Origin of the sequence: Escherichia sp. E4742, from assembly GCF_005843885.1 — a bacterium.
Lineage (GTDB): Bacteria > Pseudomonadota > Gammaproteobacteria > Enterobacterales > Enterobacteriaceae > Escherichia.
Genome location: NZ_CP040443.1, coordinates 3,040,993 through 3,059,051 on the forward strand (window position 1 = coordinate 3,040,993; position 18,059 = coordinate 3,059,051).

18 protein-coding genes and 1 riboswitch are annotated in these 18,059 nt (G+C 52.0%); of the genes, 9 read left to right on the top strand and 9 right to left on the bottom strand.

Annotation, left to right across the window (positions count from 1 at the left end):
• Nucleotides 1-106: 106 nt before the first annotated feature.
• The 4 genes from thiQ to sgrR form a co-directional block, all read right to left on the bottom strand.
• Nucleotides 107-805, bottom strand: coding sequence for a thiamine ABC transporter ATP-binding protein ThiQ (gene thiQ / locus FEM44_RS14815; protein WP_135523769.1), 699 nt, complete (start codon nt 803-805; stop codon nt 107-109).
• On the bottom strand, nt 789-2,399 hold the full coding sequence (gene thiP, locus FEM44_RS14820) for a thiamine/thiamine pyrophosphate ABC transporter permease ThiP (protein ID WP_135523770.1): 1,611 nt from the start codon (nt 2,397-2,399) through the stop codon (nt 789-791). Before thiP ends, thiQ begins: the two co-directional genes overlap by 17 nt.
• The gene (gene thiB / locus FEM44_RS14825; RefSeq protein ID WP_138159062.1) at nt 2,375-3,358 is read right to left on the bottom strand and encodes a thiamine ABC transporter substrate binding subunit; all 984 of its coding nucleotides are present in this window, start codon (nt 3,356-3,358) and stop codon (nt 2,375-2,377) included. The genes thiP and thiB overlap by 25 nt, the downstream gene beginning before the upstream one ends.
• A 30-nt stretch (nt 3,359-3,388) precedes the next feature.
• Nucleotides 3,389-3,488, bottom strand: a riboswitch (TPP riboswitch).
• Between the two features lie 33 nt (nt 3,489-3,521).
• A complete protein-coding gene (gene sgrR, locus FEM44_RS14830; RefSeq protein WP_135523771.1) occupies nt 3,522-5,177 on the bottom strand; it encodes a DNA-binding transcriptional regulator SgrR in 1,656 nt (551 codons plus the stop codon).
• A gap of 88 nt (nt 5,178-5,265) precedes the next feature.
• Between sgrR and sgrT the strand changes: the two genes are divergently transcribed.
• A complete protein-coding gene (sgrT, locus tag FEM44_RS14835) occupies nt 5,266-5,397 on the top strand; it encodes a glucose uptake inhibitor SgrT (protein WP_130257853.1) in 132 nt (43 codons plus the stop codon).
• A 105-nt stretch (nt 5,398-5,502) separates the two neighbouring features.
• Here sgrT and leuD read toward each other — a convergent pair whose 3' ends face one another.
• From leuD to leuL, 5 genes are all read right to left on the bottom strand, one after another.
• A complete protein-coding gene (gene leuD / locus FEM44_RS14840; RefSeq protein ID WP_135523772.1) occupies nt 5,503-6,108 on the bottom strand; it encodes a 3-isopropylmalate dehydratase small subunit in 606 nt (201 codons plus the stop codon).
• A gap of 10 nt (nt 6,109-6,118) precedes the next feature.
• Nucleotides 6,119-7,519, bottom strand: coding sequence for a 3-isopropylmalate dehydratase large subunit (gene leuC / locus FEM44_RS14845; protein WP_135523773.1), 1,401 nt, complete (start codon nt 7,517-7,519; stop codon nt 6,119-6,121).
• Nucleotides 7,520-7,521: 2 nt separating this feature from the next.
• Nucleotides 7,522-8,613, bottom strand: coding sequence for a 3-isopropylmalate dehydrogenase (gene leuB / locus FEM44_RS14850; RefSeq protein ID WP_135523774.1), 1,092 nt, complete (start codon nt 8,611-8,613; stop codon nt 7,522-7,524).
• Entirely contained in the window at nt 8,613-10,184 is a 1,572-nt protein-coding gene (gene leuA / locus FEM44_RS14855) for a 2-isopropylmalate synthase (protein WP_097291249.1), read from the bottom strand. Before leuA ends, leuB begins: the two co-directional genes overlap by 1 nt.
• 90 nt (nt 10,185-10,274) lie before the next feature.
• Nucleotides 10,275-10,361: a leu operon leader peptide gene (gene leuL, locus FEM44_RS14860; RefSeq protein ID WP_001300467.1), complete on the bottom strand. Its 87-nt coding sequence runs from the start codon at nt 10,359-10,361 to the stop codon at nt 10,275-10,277.
• Nucleotides 10,362-11,018: 657 nt separating this feature from the next.
• Between leuL and leuO the strand changes: the two genes are divergently transcribed.
• The 8 genes from leuO to ftsL all read left to right on the top strand — a co-directional run bounded on the left by leuO (nt 11,019) and on the right by ftsL (nt 18,046).
• Nucleotides 11,019-11,963: a transcriptional regulator LeuO gene (gene leuO, locus FEM44_RS14865; protein ID WP_135523775.1), complete on the top strand. Its 945-nt coding sequence runs from the start codon at nt 11,019-11,021 to the stop codon at nt 11,961-11,963.
• Nucleotides 11,964-12,280: 317 nt separating this feature from the next.
• The gene (ilvI, locus tag FEM44_RS14870) at nt 12,281-14,005 is read left to right on the top strand and encodes an acetolactate synthase 3 large subunit (RefSeq protein WP_130204910.1); all 1,725 of its coding nucleotides are present in this window, start codon (nt 12,281-12,283) and stop codon (nt 14,003-14,005) included.
• 2 nt (nt 14,006-14,007) lie between these two features.
• Nucleotides 14,008-14,499, top strand: a complete 492-nt coding sequence (gene ilvN, locus FEM44_RS14875; protein ID WP_001252744.1) for an acetolactate synthase small subunit — start codon at nt 14,008-14,010, stop codon at nt 14,497-14,499.
• An 11-nt stretch (nt 14,500-14,510) separates the two neighbouring features.
• Entirely contained in the window at nt 14,511-14,597 is an 87-nt protein-coding gene (locus FEM44_RS14880) for a hypothetical protein (RefSeq protein ID WP_032160836.1), read from the top strand.
• A gap of 81 nt (nt 14,598-14,678) precedes the next feature.
• Nucleotides 14,679-15,683 carry a catabolite repressor/activator gene (gene cra / locus FEM44_RS14885; RefSeq protein ID WP_064525210.1) on the top strand — a complete coding sequence of 335 codons (1,005 nt, stop codon included), beginning with the start codon at nt 14,679-14,681 and terminating at the stop codon, nt 15,681-15,683.
• A gap of 599 nt (nt 15,684-16,282) precedes the next feature.
• Nucleotides 16,283-16,741: a division/cell wall cluster transcriptional repressor MraZ gene (mraZ, locus tag FEM44_RS14890; RefSeq protein WP_064525207.1), complete on the top strand. Its 459-nt coding sequence runs from the start codon at nt 16,283-16,285 to the stop codon at nt 16,739-16,741.
• A gap of 1 nt (nt 16,742) precedes the next feature.
• On the top strand, nt 16,743-17,684 hold the full coding sequence (gene rsmH, locus FEM44_RS14895) for a 16S rRNA (cytosine(1402)-N(4))-methyltransferase RsmH (RefSeq protein WP_064525204.1): 942 nt from the start codon (nt 16,743-16,745) through the stop codon (nt 17,682-17,684).
• Complete coding sequence (gene ftsL, locus FEM44_RS14900) at nt 17,681-18,046, top strand: cell division protein FtsL (RefSeq protein WP_000625658.1); 366 nt, start codon at nt 17,681-17,683, stop codon at nt 18,044-18,046. Before rsmH ends, ftsL begins: the two co-directional genes overlap by 4 nt.
• The last annotated feature ends 13 nt before the right edge of the window (nt 18,047-18,059 follow it).

Here is an 18,059-nt window from a genome sequence, read left to right on the forward strand (position 1 = left end):
TTTTGTGCGGGGCGCCTGATGCGACGCTTACCGCGTCTTATCAGGCCGACAAAACGCACTCCCCGTAGCTCGGATAAGGCGTTTGCGCCGCATCCGACAGCGCATATTAACCTGTAATCCCCAACAGCACCGAAGCACTCGCCTTACCGCTTAACAACTCATCGGTTTTACCCTGCCAGGCGATGCGCCCGTCGGCGACCACCACCGAGCGCGTGGCGATCCGCGCGGCATCTTCCACACTGTGCGACACCATCAATAACGTCATTTTTTGCTGCTGGCAGCTCGTACTCACCAGCGTCAGCATCTCCTGACGCAGCGCCGGGTCGAGCGCGGAGAACGGCTCATCGAGCAATAAAATGGGCTGTTCGCGCACCAGGCAACGCGCTAACGCCACGCGTTGTCGCTGACCGCCAGAAAGCTCGCCCGGTAACCGCGCCATTAAATTATCAATCCCCATCTGACGGGCGATAGCGTGCATTTTCTCCTGCTCTACCGCGTTCAGCTTCAGTCCTGGATTAAGCCCCAGCCCGATGTTCTGCGCGACCGTCAGGTGACTGAACAGGTTGTTCTCCTGAAACAGCATCGATACCGGACGGCGTGACGGCGGCATAGTTGTGTGATCTACGCCGTCGATAGTCAGCGAACCGCTGGCAGGCGTCAGAAAACCGGCGATCAAATTCAGCAGAGTGCTTTTACCCGCGCCGCTTGGCCCGAGGATCGCCACCTGCTCGCCGCGTTCCACCGTTAAGCTAAAACGCATCGGTAAATGGTGATAAAGCCAGGTGATATCAGTCAGTTTTAACATTTCGCCCCGGTAGTTTTTCAATCACGGTAAACAGCAGAAAACAGAGCAGCAGCAGAATTAACGCGGTGACCGCGCCATCCTGGCTGCGGTATGAGCCAATTTGCTGGTAGAGATAAAACGGCAGGGTACGGAAATCATCGTTACCGAACAACGCCACTACGCCAAAATCACCAATCGACAACACGCAGGCAAAGGCCAGCGCCTGCGCCAGCGGACGTTTCAGGGCGCGCAGCTCCACCACTTTTAAGCGCGACCAGCCTTCAATACCCAGCGACTGACACAACATGCTGTAACGCGTGGTGATATCGCGCATTGGGTTTTCCAGCACCTTCAGCGCGTAAGGGATCGCCATTAACGCATTGGTGAAAATCACAATGCCGTCAGCAGATTGCGGCAGGCCAATGGTGTTGTTGAGCAGTAAAAAGAAGCCCGTTGCCAGCACAATCCCCGGCATGGCGAGGATCAACATGCCGCTTATCTCCAGCGCCTGACCCGCCAGCATTTTTTGCCGCGCCCGCAGTTCGCGACTGCTCCATAGCAGCATCATGGTCAGCACTACGCACAATACGCCTGCCGACAGCGCAATACGCAACGAGGTCCACAACGCCTGCCACAGCACCGGTTGTGCCAGCACTTCCGGCAATTGGCGATTTACCCCATCGACAATCACCGCCAGTAACGGTGGCAGCAACAGCAGCAGCGCCAGCACAATTAACACCGTGTCGCAAATGCGGCTATGCAGACGATCGTCCGGGTCGCGCCAACCTTGCAGCAGCGTGGTGCCAGGCGCAATGGCCTTACTCAATCGCTGACTCAGCAGCACCAGACCGAGACAGCACACCATCTGGATCAGCGCCAGCATCGCCGCGCGGGCGGGATCGTAGTCGTAACTCAGCGCCTGATAAATAGCCAGCTCGATAGTCGTTGCTTGCGGACCGCCGCCCAGCGACAACACGGTGGCGAAGCTGGCGAAACAGAGCATAAAGATAAGCGCAGCAACCGGCGGGATTTGGCGCCGTAACCACGGCCATTCGACGAAGCGGAAAAAATGCCAGCCGCGCATCCCAAGCTGGGCGGCAAGCTGACGTTGTTCCCCGGGAATGTTTTCCAGTGCCTGGAGTAATAAGCGGCTCGCCATCGGCAGATTAAAAAATACATGCGCCAGCAAAATGCCTTGCAGGCCGTAGGGCGAAAATGTCCACTCCAGACCAAGCGATTGCCAGAGCGATGCCAGCCAGCCCTGGCGGCCATAGACGCTAAGAATGCCGAAAACGGCGACCAGCACCGGGAGGATCAAGGTCATTGCGCACAGACGCAACAGCGCCAGCCGTCCCGGAAAGCGCCTGCGATAAAGCGCGCGGGCAAGGAATATTGCGGGTACGACAGAGAGCAACGCCGAGAGAAACGCCTGCCAGAAGGAGAAGCGCACCACATGCCACAGGTAGCTGTCCTGCCAGATTGCCGCCCAGTCACCCTGCGGCGCGTTCCACCACAGGGCGAGAAACGCCGCCAGTGCAACCGCCACCACAAGCGTAGCGGCGCTTACACCTGGAATTAACCAGCCGGGAATTAACGGCTGACGGCGCGTTGCCATTCGCTAATCCATGCCTGACGTTGTGCCGCCACTTCGGCTGGCGAGAACTCCAGCGTGGTTGCTGGTTTGGTCAATTGTTCAAACCCGGCAGGCAGCGTGACGTTTGCCACCGGATACATCCAGTTGCCAGTTGGAATCGCATTCTGGAAAGCCGGAGAAACCATAAACTGGAGGAATTTTTGCGCCAGCTCCGGCTGCTTGCTGGCAGCGGTGCGGGCGGCAACTTCCACTTGCAGATAGTGACCTTCGCTGAAGTTCGCAGCGGCGTAGTTATCTTTCTTCTCTTCGAGAATGTGATAAGCCGGAGAGGTGGTGTAGCTCAGTACCAGATCGCTTTCACCTTTTAAAAACAGGCCATAGGCTTCGCTCCAGCCTTTGGTGACTGTGATGGTTTTCTTCGCCAGCTTCTGCGAGGCTTGCGGGGCGTCATCGCCATAGACTTTTTGCATCCACAACAGCAGGCCAAGCCCCGGCGTACTGGTGCGCGGATCCTGATAAATCACTCGCCAGTTTTGATCGCTCTCAACCAGCTCCTTCAGGCTTTGCGGCGGATTTTTCAGTTTGTTTTTGTCATAGACGAAGGCGAAGTAGCCGTAATCAAACGGTACGAAAGTGTCATTATTCCAGCCGCCGGGAACGTTTACTGCATCCGCTGCCACACCGCTTTTGGCAAACAATCCGGTTTTGCTGGCGGCGTCTAACAGGTTGTTATCCAGCCCCAGCACCACATCGGCTTTACTGTTTTTGCCTTCCATCCGTAGACGGTTGAGAAGCGAAACGCCATCTTCCAGCGCCACCAGTTTCAGTTCGCAATTACAGTCGGCTTCAAAGGCTTTTTTGACCACCGGACCAGGCCCCCAGTCGGCGGCGAAGGAATCGTAGGTATAAACAGTCAGAACGGGTTTAGCGAAAACAGGCGCTGTGCACAGCAACAGCAGGGGAAGACATTTTTTTAACACTTTGCACCTCAAAAAAGAGTGGCAAAGGACTTGAGAAGGAGCCTCAAATCCCTTCGCCGGCGTTATCCGGATCAGGTTCGACGGGTATTTTCTCAGCGCACGCGTCCGCGTGGCACCCCGTTGAGAACGGCGTTAGTGTAGTGATTTTGTTATCAACCAGCAATCATGGATCCGGTGGCGCAAACCACGCTGATTTAAAATCGAACCAGCCGAGGGTGTTCATGCGCAGGCCGCGCATACTGCGTTGCCCCTGAATAATCAGCCAGTGGTGGATCAACGGTACCATTGCTTTACTGGCGACCAGTTGCTGGCACCAGTTCGCCAGATTCATCTCGCCATTGCGCCAGCGTGCGGCGTCGGCTTGCCAGTCGAGAGGAATACAGTGTTGTAGCAGCGGTACTTCGCACAAGTGCGCGAACAGCGAAAAATCCAGCGGCAGCGTAAAGTTGGCGCTGTTAAGCCAGATGTCGCTTTCGATCTCACCTTCGTGCCACTGATCGTAGCTGATCTCTTTGATTTCCAGCGTGACCTGGTGACTTGCCAGAATCTGCTGCATGATCCTGGCAATCACCCGATGTTCAATGTGATCCTGATAAAAGGTCAGGGTGAGATGTTCCAGCCCGGCAGGTTTTTCGCAATGTGTTGGGCGGGCATGGTGCCAGCGGGGGAGCAGCCCATAGGCCGGAAACCACAGTTGCTGGTACTGTTCCTCGGCGAAATAAACCAGATTGGTCGGCGAAAGTACATAGCTTATCCAGTCTCTGACTTGCTGATTCGCCCCGCGATGGGTGCGACTGTCGAACAGTAGATAGTAGCAACCTTCTTCAAGGCGACTTTCAATCTCTTTTTCCTCGCCCTGCGGCCCTTTCAGCATCAGGCCTCCAGCGGGTTCATCGGCAATTTCCGGCAGAACCCAGACGTTAACTTCGTCGATTAATGCCCGATAACCAAAGAAGTCGTCGAATGCCTGAATTTTCAGTTGATTGGCGCTGTTACGCATTACCGCATACGGACCGGTGCCGATCGGATGACTGGCAAAGTTGCTGAGGGTTTCCCATTCACGCGGCAGGATCATCGCCGGAACTTGCGCCAGCAGTAACGGCAACCAGCGGTCTGGCTGAGTGAGATGAATATCCAGCGTCCAGGGCGTCGGCGATACAATTTCAGCAATGTGGGAATAGAGCGGCAGCGTATTGATCCGTTTCAAAGAGGCAATCACGTCGTCCATTTCCAGTTCACGACCATGATGAAAATGGATCCCGGGGCGCAAAAAGAAGCGCCAGTGGAGTGGGGAAATTTGCTGCCAGTGGTGGGCGATGTCCGCCTCCAGTTCCCCATTTTCCTCATTTATTCGGGTTAACGCACTGAAGATTTGCCGGGCAATATGCGTTTCGGAACGGCGTAATGCGCTGCCAGGCAGCAGGTTGCGCAACGGGCGATAATAGAGGACGCGCAGGATATGCCGCCCCTGGCGGAAGCTACGCCCCAGATGAGAAACCAGCATTTGCCGCACGGCGGTTTTATCACCGACTAACTGCACCAACTGGTCGATGCGATCCTGTTCCAGCAGGTCTTCCGCTCGCTGTTGTTGTAGCGCCAGCCCGGTATAGAGAAACGTTAAACGCGAGCGTTTGCCGCGCCCGACTTCCGCTTCCCACGTCAGCCAGCCGCGATCCTGCATGGTGTTGAGCAGGGTGCGCATATGACGGCGGGAGCAGCTCAATAACTCCGCCAGTTCGTTCAGCGTTGTCTCCTGCGATTTACCCTCGCAGCATTGCCACAGGCGGATGAACTGTTGTTGCAGACGAGCAGATGGCATAAAAGGGGAACTCCTGCGCAAAAGTCAGCAATTTTATTTTCCCTATATTAAGTCAATAATTCCTAACGATGAAGCAAGGAGGTGCCCCATGCGTCAGTTTTATCAGCACTATTTTACCGCGATAGCGACGTTGTGCTGGCTGCGTTGGTTAAGCGTTCCACAGCGTTTAGCCATGCTTGAAGAACTGATGCAGTGGGAGGGGAGTGATTCTGAATACTGATTTGCGGACATCATGTGTGACTGAGTATTGGTGTTAATCGCCACGCCAGCAGTGAATACCTGCTGGCTTTTTTCTTTTTGGCGATTGCGCCGGACGGCGTACAAATTAACGCATAAACGCCGGCTGCTTCTCTTCATAAGTGGCAATAGCGTCGTCGTGCTGCAAGGTCAGACCGATGCTGTCCAGACCATTCATCATGCAGTGGCGGCGGAAGGCATCAATAGCAAAGCGATAAGTTTTATCACCCGCTTTCACTTCTTGAGCTTCCAGATCTACATCGAAATGAATCCCCGGATTGGCTTTCACCAGCGCAAACAGCTCGTCCACTTCGGCATCGCTTAATTTCACCGGCAGCAACTGGTTGTTAAAGCTGTTGCCGTAGAAGATGTCAGCAAAACTCGGCGCAATCACCACTTTAAAACCGTAATCGGTTAACGCCCACGGCGCGTGCTCACGCGAGGATCCACAGCCGAAGTTTTCTCGTGCCAGCAAAATGGAAGCGCCCTGATACTGCGGGAAGTTCAGCACGAAGTCCGGGTTTGGCTGTTGGCCTTTTTCATCGAGAAAACGCCAGTCATTAAACAGATGCGCGCCAAAACCAGTACGCGTCACTTTCTGCAGAAACTGCTTCGGGATAATCGCATCGGTATCGACATTGGCGGCATCCAGCGGAACCACCAGGCCTGTATGTTTGATAAATTTCTCTGCCATGGTGTGCTCCTTATTTAATGTTGCGAATGTCGGCGAAATGTCCGGTCACAGCAGCGGCGGCAGCCATTGCCGGGCTGACCAGATGCGTGCGACCGCCGCGCCCCTGGCGGCCTTCAAAGTTACGGTTGCTGGTGGAGGCACAACGTTCGCCGGGATTCAGACGGTCGTTGTTCATCGCCAGACACATTGAGCAGCCAGGCAAGCGCCATTCAAAACCGGCTTCAATAAAGATTTTGTCCAGACCTTCTGCTTCCGCCTGAGCTTTTACCGGGCCAGAGCCGGGAACCACCAGTGCCTGTACGCCTGGCGCGACTTTTCGCCCTTTGGCGATTTCCGCTGCCGCGCGTAAATCTTCAATGCGCGAGTTGGTACAGGAACCAATAAACACTTTGTCGATAGCCACTTCAGTCAGCGGAATACCCGGTTTCAGTCCCATATAGGCCAGTGCTTTTTCTGCCGACGCGCGTTCAACCGGATCGGCAAATGAAGCGGGATCAGGGATATTCTCGTTAACGGAGATCACCTGTCCTGGGTTAGTTCCCCAGGTCACCTGCGGGGCAATCTCTTCTGCTTGCAGAGTGACAACGGTATCGAAAGTTGCGCCTTCGTCGGTTTGCAGGGTTTTCCAGTAGGCGACGGCATCGTCGAAATCTTTGCCTTTCGGCGCATGCAGACGGCCTTTAACATAGTTAAAGGTGATTTCGTCCGGTGCAACCAGACCGGCTTTCGCGCCCATTTCGATTGCCATATTGCACAGGGTCATACGACCTTCCATGCTTAAATCACGGATTGCTTCGCCGCAAAACTCCACTACATGCCCGGTGCCGCCTGCGCTGCCGGTTTTACCAATGATCGCCAGCACGATATCTTTCGCGGTAATGCCCGGTGCGGCTTTGCCCTGGACTTCAATTTTCATAGTCTTCGCACGACCCTGTTTCAGGGTTTGCGTTGCCAGTACGTGTTCAACTTCGGAAGTGCCGATACCAAAGGCCAGCGCACCAAACGCGCCGTGGGTGGCGGTATGCGAGTCGCCGCAGACAATGGTCATCCCCGGCAAGGTGACGCCCTGTTCCGGCCCCATCACGTGGACGATCCCCTGATACGGGTGATTCAGGTCATACAGCTCGACGCCAAATTCTTTGCAGTTTTTAATAAGCTCCTGCATCTGGATCCGCGCCATTTCACCGCAGGCATTAATGTCTTTAGTCTGAGTTGAGACGTTGTGATCCATGGTGGCGAAGGTTTTCCCCGCCTGACGCACCGGGCGACCGTGGGCGCGCAGGCCATCGAACGCCTGCGGTGAGGTCACTTCATGCACCAGGTGGCGGTCGATATATAACAGCGGGGTTTCGTTTTCGGCTTCGTAGACTACGTGAGCGTCGAACAATTTTTCGTATAACGTCTTAGCCATGATTACACCCCTTCTGCCACATAGCGGGCAATGATATCGCCCATTTCATCGGTACTAACGGCGGCAGCGCCACGGGCTAAATCCCCGGTGCGAATGCCTTCTTCTAATGCGCGGTTAATGGCGCGTTCAATGGCGGAAGCTGCATCATCGGCATCCAGGCTGTAGCGCAGCAGCAGTGCCAGCGACAGAATTTGCGCAATCGGGTTGGCGATGTTTTTGCCTGCGATATCTGGTGCCGAGCCGCCTGCCGGTTCATACAGACCAAAACCTTGCTCGTTCAGGCTAGCGGAAGGCAACATCCCCATCGAGCCAGTGATCATTGCGCACTCGTCAGACAGAATGTCGCCAAACAGGTTGGAGCACAGCAGTACGTCAAACTGTGATGGATCTTTAATCAGCTGCATGGTGGCGTTGTCGATGTACATATGCGCCAGTTCGACATCCGGATATTCGATGGCGATCTCATTAACGATTTCCCGCCATAAAATAGAGGATTGCAGCACGTTGGCTTTGTCGATCGAGGTGACTTTACGGCGACGCTTGCGGGCAGATTCAAACGCGATACGGGCAATGCGCTCGATCTCAAAACGGTGATACACCTCGGTATCAAACGCTTTTTCATATTGTCCGTTGCCTTCGCGGCCTTTGGGCTGACCAAAATAGATGCCGCCAGTCAGTTCGCGCACACATAGGATGTCGAAGCCCTTAGCGGCAATGTCTGCGCGCAGCGGGCAGAACGCTTCCAGCCCCTGATACAGTTTTGCCGGACGCAGGTTGCTGAATAATTTAAAGTGCTTACGCAGAGGCAACAGCGCGCCGCGTTCTGGTTGTTGATCCGGCGGCAAATGTTCCCACTTCGGACCGCCTACCGAGCCAAACAGCACGGCATCGGCTTGCTCACAGCCTTCAACCGTTGCTGCCGGCAGCGGTTGCCCGTGGTTATCAATGGCTGCGCCACCTACATCGTAATGGCTGGTAGTGATGCGCATCGCAAAGCGGTTGCGCACGGCATCCAGCACTTTCAGCGCCTGGGTCATCACTTCCGGACCAATACCGTCCCCCGGCAATACGGCAATATGGTAATTCTTCGACATCACACGGTTTCCTTGTTGTTTTCGTTGTGTTGAGCTTTGCGTTGCAACTCTTTTTCGACTTCTGCGGCGCGCCAGATATTGTTCAGTACGTGCACCATGGCTTTGGCGGAGGACTCGACAATATCGGTGGCCAGGCCGACGCCGTGGAAGCGGCGACCGTTGTAGTTGGCGACGATATCCACTTGACCCAGCGCATCTTTTCCGTGGCCTTTGGCGGTCAGGCTGTATTTCACCAGTTCGACGTTATAGTCAGTGATGCGGTTAATTGCCTGGTAGACGGCATCGACCGGACCATTACCGTTGGCGGCTTCCGCTTTGACTTCCTCGCCACAGACCAGTTTGACGGCAGCGGTGGCGATATCGTTAGAACCAGACTGCACGCTGAAGTAATCCAGACGGAAATGTTCCGGTTCTTCTTGCTGTTTACCGATGAAGGCCAGAGCCTCCAGGTCGTAATCAAACACCTGACCTTTCTTATCTGCCAGTTTCAGGAACGCGTCGTACAGGTTGTCTAAATTATATTCACTTTCTTTATATCCCATCTCATCCATGCGGTGTTTCACCGCCGCACGACCGGAACGAGAGGTCAAATTCAACTGGATTTGGTTCAGACCAATAGATTCTGGTGTCATGATTTCGTAATTTTCGCGATTTTTCAGCACGCCATCCTGGTGGATACCGGAGGAGTGTGCGAATGCGCCGCTGCCTACAATGGCTTTGTTTGCCGGGATCGGCATATTACAAATCTGGCTAACTAACTGGCTGGTGCGCCATATCTCCTGGTGATTAATGGCGGTGTGGACGTTGAGGATATCCTTACGAACTTTGATCGCCATGATCACTTCTTCCAGCGAACAGTTTCCGGCGCGTTCGCCGATCCCGTTCATTGCGCCTTCTACCTGCCGTGCTCCGGCATGTACCGCCGCCAGTGAGTTGCCGACCGCCAGGCCTAAATCGTCGTGGGTGTGTACGGAAATAATGGCTTTGTCGATGTTAGGCACGCGTTCATACAGGCCGCTGATGATTCCGGCGAACTCAAACGGCATGGTGTAGCCCACGGTGTCCGGAATGTTGATGGTGGTGGCACCGGCGTTAATCGCCGCTTCGACCACTCGCGCCAGATCGGCAATCGGGGTACGCCCGGCATCTTCGCAAGAAAATTCAACGTCATCGGTGTAATTACGGGCGCGCTTCACCATATAGATAGCGCGTTCGATCACTTCATCCAGCGTGCTGCGCAGCTTGGTGGCGATGTGCATTGGGGAGGTAGCAATAAAGGTATGAATACGGAAGGCTTCGGCGACTTTCAGAGATTCAGCCGCCACATCGATATCTTTTTCCACGCAGCGAGCTAACGCACATACACGGCTGTTTTTAACCTGGCGGGCGATGGTTTGCACTGATTCAAAATCGCCCGGCGAAGAGACGGGGAAACCAACTTCCATTACGTCAACACCCATACGCTCAAGGGCCAGCGCAATTTGCAGTTTTTCTTTCGCACTCAGACTTGCCTGTAACGCCTGTTCACCGTCGCGTAATGTGGTATCGAAAATAATAACTTGCTGGCTCATGGTTTGGGTCCTTGTCTCTTTTAGAGCGCCTCGCTTCGGGCATAAAAAAACCCGCGCAATGGCGCGGGTTGTTTTTGACTGCGTGCTGGCTTAATGCTGGATGCCGCTCACTCGTCTACCGCGCAAAGAAGATGCGTTTAGTAGTAGTAGACCGATAAAGCGAACGATGTGAGTCATTAAATCAGCTCCAGATGAATGCGATATGCTTTTAGAGTTACTGGATACAAAAACGGATGTCAACCCTGTAGTAAGAAAAGCGGCTTTTCAACGGTAAATTTCCCTGTGCCAAATTAGCTAATTGTGCTGTGCAATCAATAACAGACGATATTAATTTCTGCTTAACGACATACACTTTTCATAGATGGACATACTTCCGCATAGATTATTGCATTTAATCAACGGACTAAAAGAGGGTAAAGCGTGGGCGAAAACGGTCTTATCCTGATGATTTGTTTTGAATTATTTGCTTTATGAATATTTTATATTTATCCGATGAATATTAATGTGCAATTGATGTTAAGAATTAACGCATTAAACATATAAAACAATGATTAAATTAGCACGTTTAATCCATTTTGTGGATGATTGAGTATTCGCGGTGGTTATGATTAGATTGTTTACGCAACAAAAACATTATGGATTATTATGCTGTGGTGAATAACTCTCCGTACGGCAGTGGATTCTGTTTTTATCAGAACCCGTATCTTTATGTTTTCCTAATTTTACGTATTTTCCTTTTTCTTATTTTATATGCATGGTAAATCATATTATTCAGGATTATTTCTCTGCATTCCAATAAGGGAAAGGGAGTTAAGTGTGACAGTGGAGTTAAGTATGTCAGAGGTAAAAACAGAACAGCCAGAGATTGCAGAGTTAAGCAAGCCACAGCTGCGTATGGTCGATTTGAATTTATTAACCGTTTTTGATGCAGTGATGCAGGAGCAGAACATAACTCGTGCCGCGCATGTTCTTGGAATGTCGCAGCCTGCAGTCAGTAACGCTGTTGCACGCCTGAAGGTGATGTTTAATGACGAATTGTTTGTTCGTTATGGCCGTGGTATCCAGCCGACCGCTCGCGCATTTCAACTTTTTGGTTCTGTGCGCCAGGCGCTGCAATTAGTGCAAAACGAATTACCAGGTTCAGGTTTTGAGCCTGCCAGTAGCGAACGTGTATTCCATCTTTGCGTTTGCAGCCCGCTGGACAGCATTCTGACCTCGCAGATTTATAATCACATTGAGCAGATTGCGCCAAATATACATGTTATGTTCAAGTCTTCATTAAATCAGAACACTGAACATCAGTTGCGCTATCAGGAAACGGAGTTCGTTATAAGTTATGAAGATTTCCACCGCCCTGAATTTACCAGTGTGCCGTTATTTAAAGATGAAATGGTGTTGGTAGCCAGTAAGAACCATCCGCATATTAAAGGTCCATTACTGAAACATGATGTTTATAACGAACAACATGCGGCGGTTTCGCTCGATCGTTTCGCCTCATTTAGTCAACCGTGGTACGACACAGTAGATAAGCAAGCCAGTATTGCTTATCAGGGCATGGCAATGATGAGCGTCCTTAGCGTGGTGTCGCAAACTCACCTGGTCGCTATTGCGCCTCGTTGGCTGGCTGAAGAGTTCGCCGAATCTTTAGAATTACAGATATTACCGCTGCCGTTAAAACAGAATAGCAGAACCTGTTATCTCTCCTGGCATGAGGCTGCCGGGCGCGATAAAGGCCATCAGTGGATGGAAGAGCAATTAGTCTCTATATGTAAACGCTAAACAAAAGCAGAATAAATCAGGCATTCCTTTCTGGTTTATTCTGCTTTTTTTATTAAATGTAGAATTTTGTTCTAAATGCATGTGCGCCAGATTTCATGAATAATTAAAAAAATAGAGAAATTGCTGTAAGTAGCCGAATCTAGCCAATTTATTATCAATTTACGCCTTCGTTCTGGAGTATTTTATCGTTTCTTTTCTCCTTTCCTCCTGTTTATTCTTATTTCTTCACGTTTATGACTCTGTCTGCCAATTGCTTAAGCAAGATCGGACGGTTAATGTGTTTTACACATTTTTTCCGCCAAACAGTGAGGCAGGCCATGGAGATGTTGTCTGGAGCCGAGATGGTCGTCCGATCGCTTATCGATCAGGGCGTTAAACAAGTATTCGGTTATCCCGGAGGCGCGGTCCTTGATATTTACGATGCGTTGCATACCGTGGGGGGTATCGATCACGTATTAGTTCGTCATGAGCAAGCGGCTGTGCATATGGCCGATGGCCTGGCACGTGCAACCGGGGAAGTGGGGGTCGTGCTGGTGACGTCGGGTCCTGGGGCGACTAATGCGATTACTGGTATCGCTACTGCTTATATGGACTCCATTCCCTTGGTTGTCCTTTCTGGTCAGGTAGCGACCTCGCTGATAGGCTACGATGCCTTTCAGGAGTGCGACATGGTGGGAATTTCCCGCCCGGTGGTCAAACACAGTTTCCTGGTTAAGCAAACGGAAGACATTCCTCAGGTGCTGAAAAAGGCATTCTGGCTGGCGGCAAGTGGTCGTCCTGGGCCAGTGGTGGTTGATTTACCGAAAGATATTCTTAATCCGGCGAACAAATTACCCTACGTCTGGCCGGAGTCGGTCAGTATGCGCTCTTATAACCCGACAACACTGGGTCATAAGGGGCAGATTAAACGCGCATTGCAGACACTGGCGGCAGCGAAAAAACCGGTAGTTTACGTTGGCGGCGGCGCCGTGACTGCGAGTTGCCATCAACAACTTAAACAGATTATTGAGCAGCTTAATCTTCCCGTCGTCTCTTCATTAATGGGGCTGGGGGCGTTTCCAGCAACGCATCGTCAGGCGCTGGGGATGCTGGGAATGCACGGCACCTACGAAGCTAATATGACCATGCATAATGCCGATGTTATTTTTGCGGTCGGCGTGCGCTTTGACGATCGCACCACTAACAATCTGGCCAAGTACTGCCCGAATGCAACGGTTTTACATATTGATATCGATCCTACGTCGATCTCAAAAACCGTTACCGCCGACATTCCGATCGTTGGTGACGCGCGGTTGGTGCTGGATCAAATGCTGGAGTTGCTGGCACAAGAAACGGCTCACCAACCGTTGGATGAAATTCGTGACTGGTGGCAACAGATTGAACAATGGCGCGCTCGGCAGTGCCTTAAATACGATACTCAGAGCGAAAAGATTAAACCGCAAGCGGTGATCGAGACACTCTGGCGGCTGACGAAAGGCGATGCATATGTCACGTCCGACGTCGGGCAGCACCAGATGTTCGCCGCACTTTATTATCCTTTCGACAAACCGCGTCGCTGGATCAACTCCGGTGGCCTCGGCACTATGGGCTTTGGTTTGCCTGCGGCGCTGGGTGTCAAAATGGCATTGCCAGAAGAAACCGTGGTCTGTGTCACTGGCGACGGTAGCATTCAGATGAACATTCAGGAACTGTCTACCGCTTTGCAATATGAACTGCCGGTGCTGGTGGTGAATCTCAATAACCGCTATCTGGGGATGGTGAAGCAGTGGCAGGACATGATCTATTCCGGCCGCCATTCACAATCTTATATGCAGTCGCTACCGGATTTTGTTCGTCTGGCGGAAGCCTATGGCCATGTTGGGATCCAGATCTCTCATCCGCAAGAGCTGGAAAACAAACTTAGCGAGGCACTGGAACAGGTCCGCAATAATCGCCTGGTGTTTGTTGATGTCACTGTTGATGGCAGCGAGCACGTCTACCCGATGCAGATTCGTGGCGGCGGAATGGATGAAATGTGGTTAAGCAAAACGGAGAGGACCTGATTATGCGCCGGATATTATCCGTATTACTCGAAAATGAATCAGGCGCGTTATCCCGTGTGATCGGCCTCTTTTCCCAACGGGGCTATAACATTGAAAGCCTGACCGTTGCGCCAACCGACGATCCGACATTATCGCGTATGACTATCCAGACCGTGGGCGATGAAAAAGTGTTGGAGCAGATTGAAAAGCAATTACACAAGCTGGTCGATGTGCTGCGTGTTAGCGAACTGGGGCAGGGGGCGCATGTTGAGCGGGAAATCATGCTGGTGAAGATTCAGGCCAGTGGCTACGGACGTGACGAAGTGAAGCGCAATACGGAAATATTCCGTGGGCAAATCATTGATGTCACGCCATCGCTTTATACCGTTCAATTGGCGGGAACCAGCGATAAGCTTGATGCATTTTTAGCATCGATTCGCGATGTGGCGAAAATTGTGGAGGTTGCTCGTTCCGGCGTAGTAGGACTTTCGCGCGGCGATAAAATAATGCGTTGAGAATGATCTCAATACGCAATTTACAGCCCAACATGTCACGTTGGGCTTTTTTTGCGAATTCAGTGGGAACCTGGAATAAAAGCAGTTGCCGCAGTTAATTTTCTGCGCTTAGATGTTAATGAATTTAACCCATGCCAGTACAATGGGTATGGTTTTTACATTTTACTCAAGGGGCAATTGTGAAACTGGATGAAATCGCTCGGCTGGCGGGAGTGTCGCGGACCACTGCAAGCTATGTTATTAACGGCAAAGCGAAGCAATACCGTGTGAGCGACAAAACCGTTGAAAAAGTCATGGCAGTGGTGCGTGAGCACAATTACCACCCAAATGCCGTGGCTGCTGGGCTTCGTGCTGGACGCACACGTTCGATTGGTCTTGTGATCCCCGATCTGGAGAACACAAGTTACACCCGTATCGCTAATTATCTTGAACGTCAGGCGCGGCAACGGGGCTATCAACTACTGATTGCTTGTTCCGAAGATCAGCCAGACAACGAAATGCGCTGTATTGAGCATCTTTTGCAGCGTCAGGTCGATGCCATCATTGTTTCGACGTCGCTGCCGCCGGAGCATCCTTTTTATCAACGCTGGGCTAACGACCCGTTCCCGATCGTCGCCCTGGACCGCGCCCTCGATCGTGAACACTTCACCAGCGTTGTGGGTGCCGACCAGGATGATGCAGAAATGCTGGCCGAAGAGTTACGTAAGTTTCCTGCTGAGACGGTGCTTTATCTTGGCGCGTTGCCGGAGCTTTCTGTCAGCTTCCTGCGCGAGCAGGGTTTCCGTACCGCCTGGAAAGATGATCCACGCGAAGTGCATTTCCTTTATGCCAACAGTTATGAGCGAGAAACCGCTGCCCAGTTGTTCGAAAAATGGCTGGAAACGCATCCGATGCCGCAGGCGCTGTTCACCACCTCATTTGCGTTGTTGCAAGGCGTTATGGATGTCACGCTGCGCCGCGATGGCAAACTGCCTTCTGATTTGGCAATTGCGACCTTTGGTGACAACGAATTGCTCGACTTCTTACAGTGTCCGGTATTGGCGGTAGCCCAGCGTCATCGCGACGTTGCGGAACGCGTACTGGAGATTGTGCTCGCCAGTCTGGACGAGCCGCGCAAACCAAAACCAGGCTTAACACGCATTAAACGTAATCTTTATCGCCGTGGTGTACTAAGCCGTAGATAAACATTACGAAAAGATGCGCCAGTGGATTTAACCTCTGGCGCATTGAGTACGTAATTGGACATCGATATCCATAATGTAAATAAGACTATTCTGGACAATTATCCATAAGCCCTCCTGAATATCCTGCCAATTAACTCTATTCGCTGCGCTGAATGATAATTAACTCGTAACGGTAGATTGCAATTGCATTATTTTGTTACAAGCAAATCGGCAATTGCCGATTAAACAAACACTTTTCTAAACTTTTGTCCAAAGTCGCTGGCATCAGGCATGGCGCACGTGCAACAGGGACTGTTATCCGGGGGAGATATGTCCTAAAATGCCGCTCGCGTCGCAAACTGACACTTTATATTTCCATTAAGGAAAATCGAGTCGTTTTTAAAACGGTAATGATGAATGGGATTTTTTCTTACAACTATTCATGACGTTAATTTGCTTCGTTTGTTGTGCGATTTTTAAACAATGCAGATATTAGCCGTAAACATTGGGTTTTTTGCTTCGGTAAGGAATGTTCCTGGCTTGACAAGCTTTTCCTCCGCTCCGTAAACTCCTTTTAGTGGGAATTTGTGGGATAAAGTGGTAATCGGGGGGAGACTGGCATGTTCCGGGGAGCAACGTTAGTCAATCTCGACAGTAAAGGGCGCTTATCGGTGCCTACCCGTTATCGGGAAGAACTGCTCGGGAGCGCTGCCGGTCAAATGGTGTGTACCATTGACATTCATCACCCGTGCCTGCTGCTTTACCCCCTTCCTGAATGGGAAATTATCGAGCACAAATTATCGCGTCTTTCGAGCATGAACCCTGTTGAACGTCGTGTTCAACGCCTTCTGTTAGGGCATGCCAGTGAGTGTCAGCTGGATAGCGCAGGTCGATTATTAATCGCGCCTGTGTTGCGGCAGCATGCCGGGCTGACGAAAGAAGTGATGCTGGTCGGGCAGTTCAATAAGTTCGAACTGTGGGATGAAACGACCTGGCATCAACAGGTCAGGGAAGATATCGACGCTGAACAGTCTGTTACCGAAAACTTGTCGGAGCGACTGCAGGACTTGTCTCTATAAAATGATGGAAAACTATAAACATACCACGGTACTGCTGGACGAAGCCGTAAATGGCCTCAATATCCGTCCTGACGGTATCTACATTGATGGAACTTTTGGTCGCGGTGGTCACTCACGTCTGATTCTTTCGCAACTTGGCGAAACGGGACGCTTGTTGGCAATCGATCGCGACCCGCAGGCTATTGCCGTCGCGAAGACTATTGATGATCCGCGCTTCTCCATCATTCATGGACCTTTCTCTGCGCTGGGCGAATATGTCGCCGAGCGCGATCTTATCGGCAAGATCGACGGCATTCTGCTCGATCTTGGTGTCTCTTCACCGCAACTCGATGATGCTGAACGCGGTTTTTCCTTTATGCGCGATGGCCCGTTGGACATGCGTATGGACCCGACGCGCGGTCAGTCTGCCGCCGAATGGCTACAAACCGCAGAAGAATCCGATATTGCCTGGGTATTAAAAACCTATGGCGAAGAGCGTTTTGCTAAACGTATTGCACGCGCCATTGTCGAGCGTAACCGCGAACAGCCGATGACCCGCACTAAAGAACTGGCAGAAGTCGTTGCTGCCGCAACGCCGGTGAAAGACAAATTCAAACATCCCGCGACCCGTACCTTCCAGGCGGTGCGCATTTGGGTGAACAGTGAACTGGAGGAGATAGAGCAGGCGCTAAAAAGCTCGCTTAACGTGCTGGCCCCAGGCGGGCGGCTTTCGATCATCAGTTTTCATTCGCTGGAAGATCGTATTGTGAAACGCTTTATGCGTGAAAACAGTCGCGGTCCACAAGTTCCGGCAGGGTTACCGATGACTGAAGAGCAGCTCAAAAAACTGGGTGGCCGTCAGTTGCGAGCACTAGGTAAGTTGATGCCGGGCGAAGAAGAGGTGGCAGAGAACCCTCGTGCCCGTAGTTCAGTTCTGCGTATTGCAGAGAGGACGAACGCATGATCAGCAGAGTGACAGAAGCCCTCAGCAAAGTTAAAGGATCGATGGGAAGCCACGAGCGCCATGCCTTGCCTGGCGTTATCGGTGACGATCTTTTGCGGTTTGGGAAGCTGCCGCTCTGCCTGTTCATTTGCATTATTTTGACGGCGGTGACTGTGGTGACCACGGCGCACCATACCCGTTTGCTCACCGCTCAGCGCGAACAACTGGTGCTGGAGCGAGACGCTTTAGACATTGAATGGCGTAACCTCATTCTTGAAGAGAATGCGCTCGGCGACCATAGCCGGGTGGAACGGATCGCCACGGAGAAGCTGCAAATGCAGCATGTTGATCCATCACAAGAAAATATCGTAGTGCAAAAATAAGGATAAACGCGAC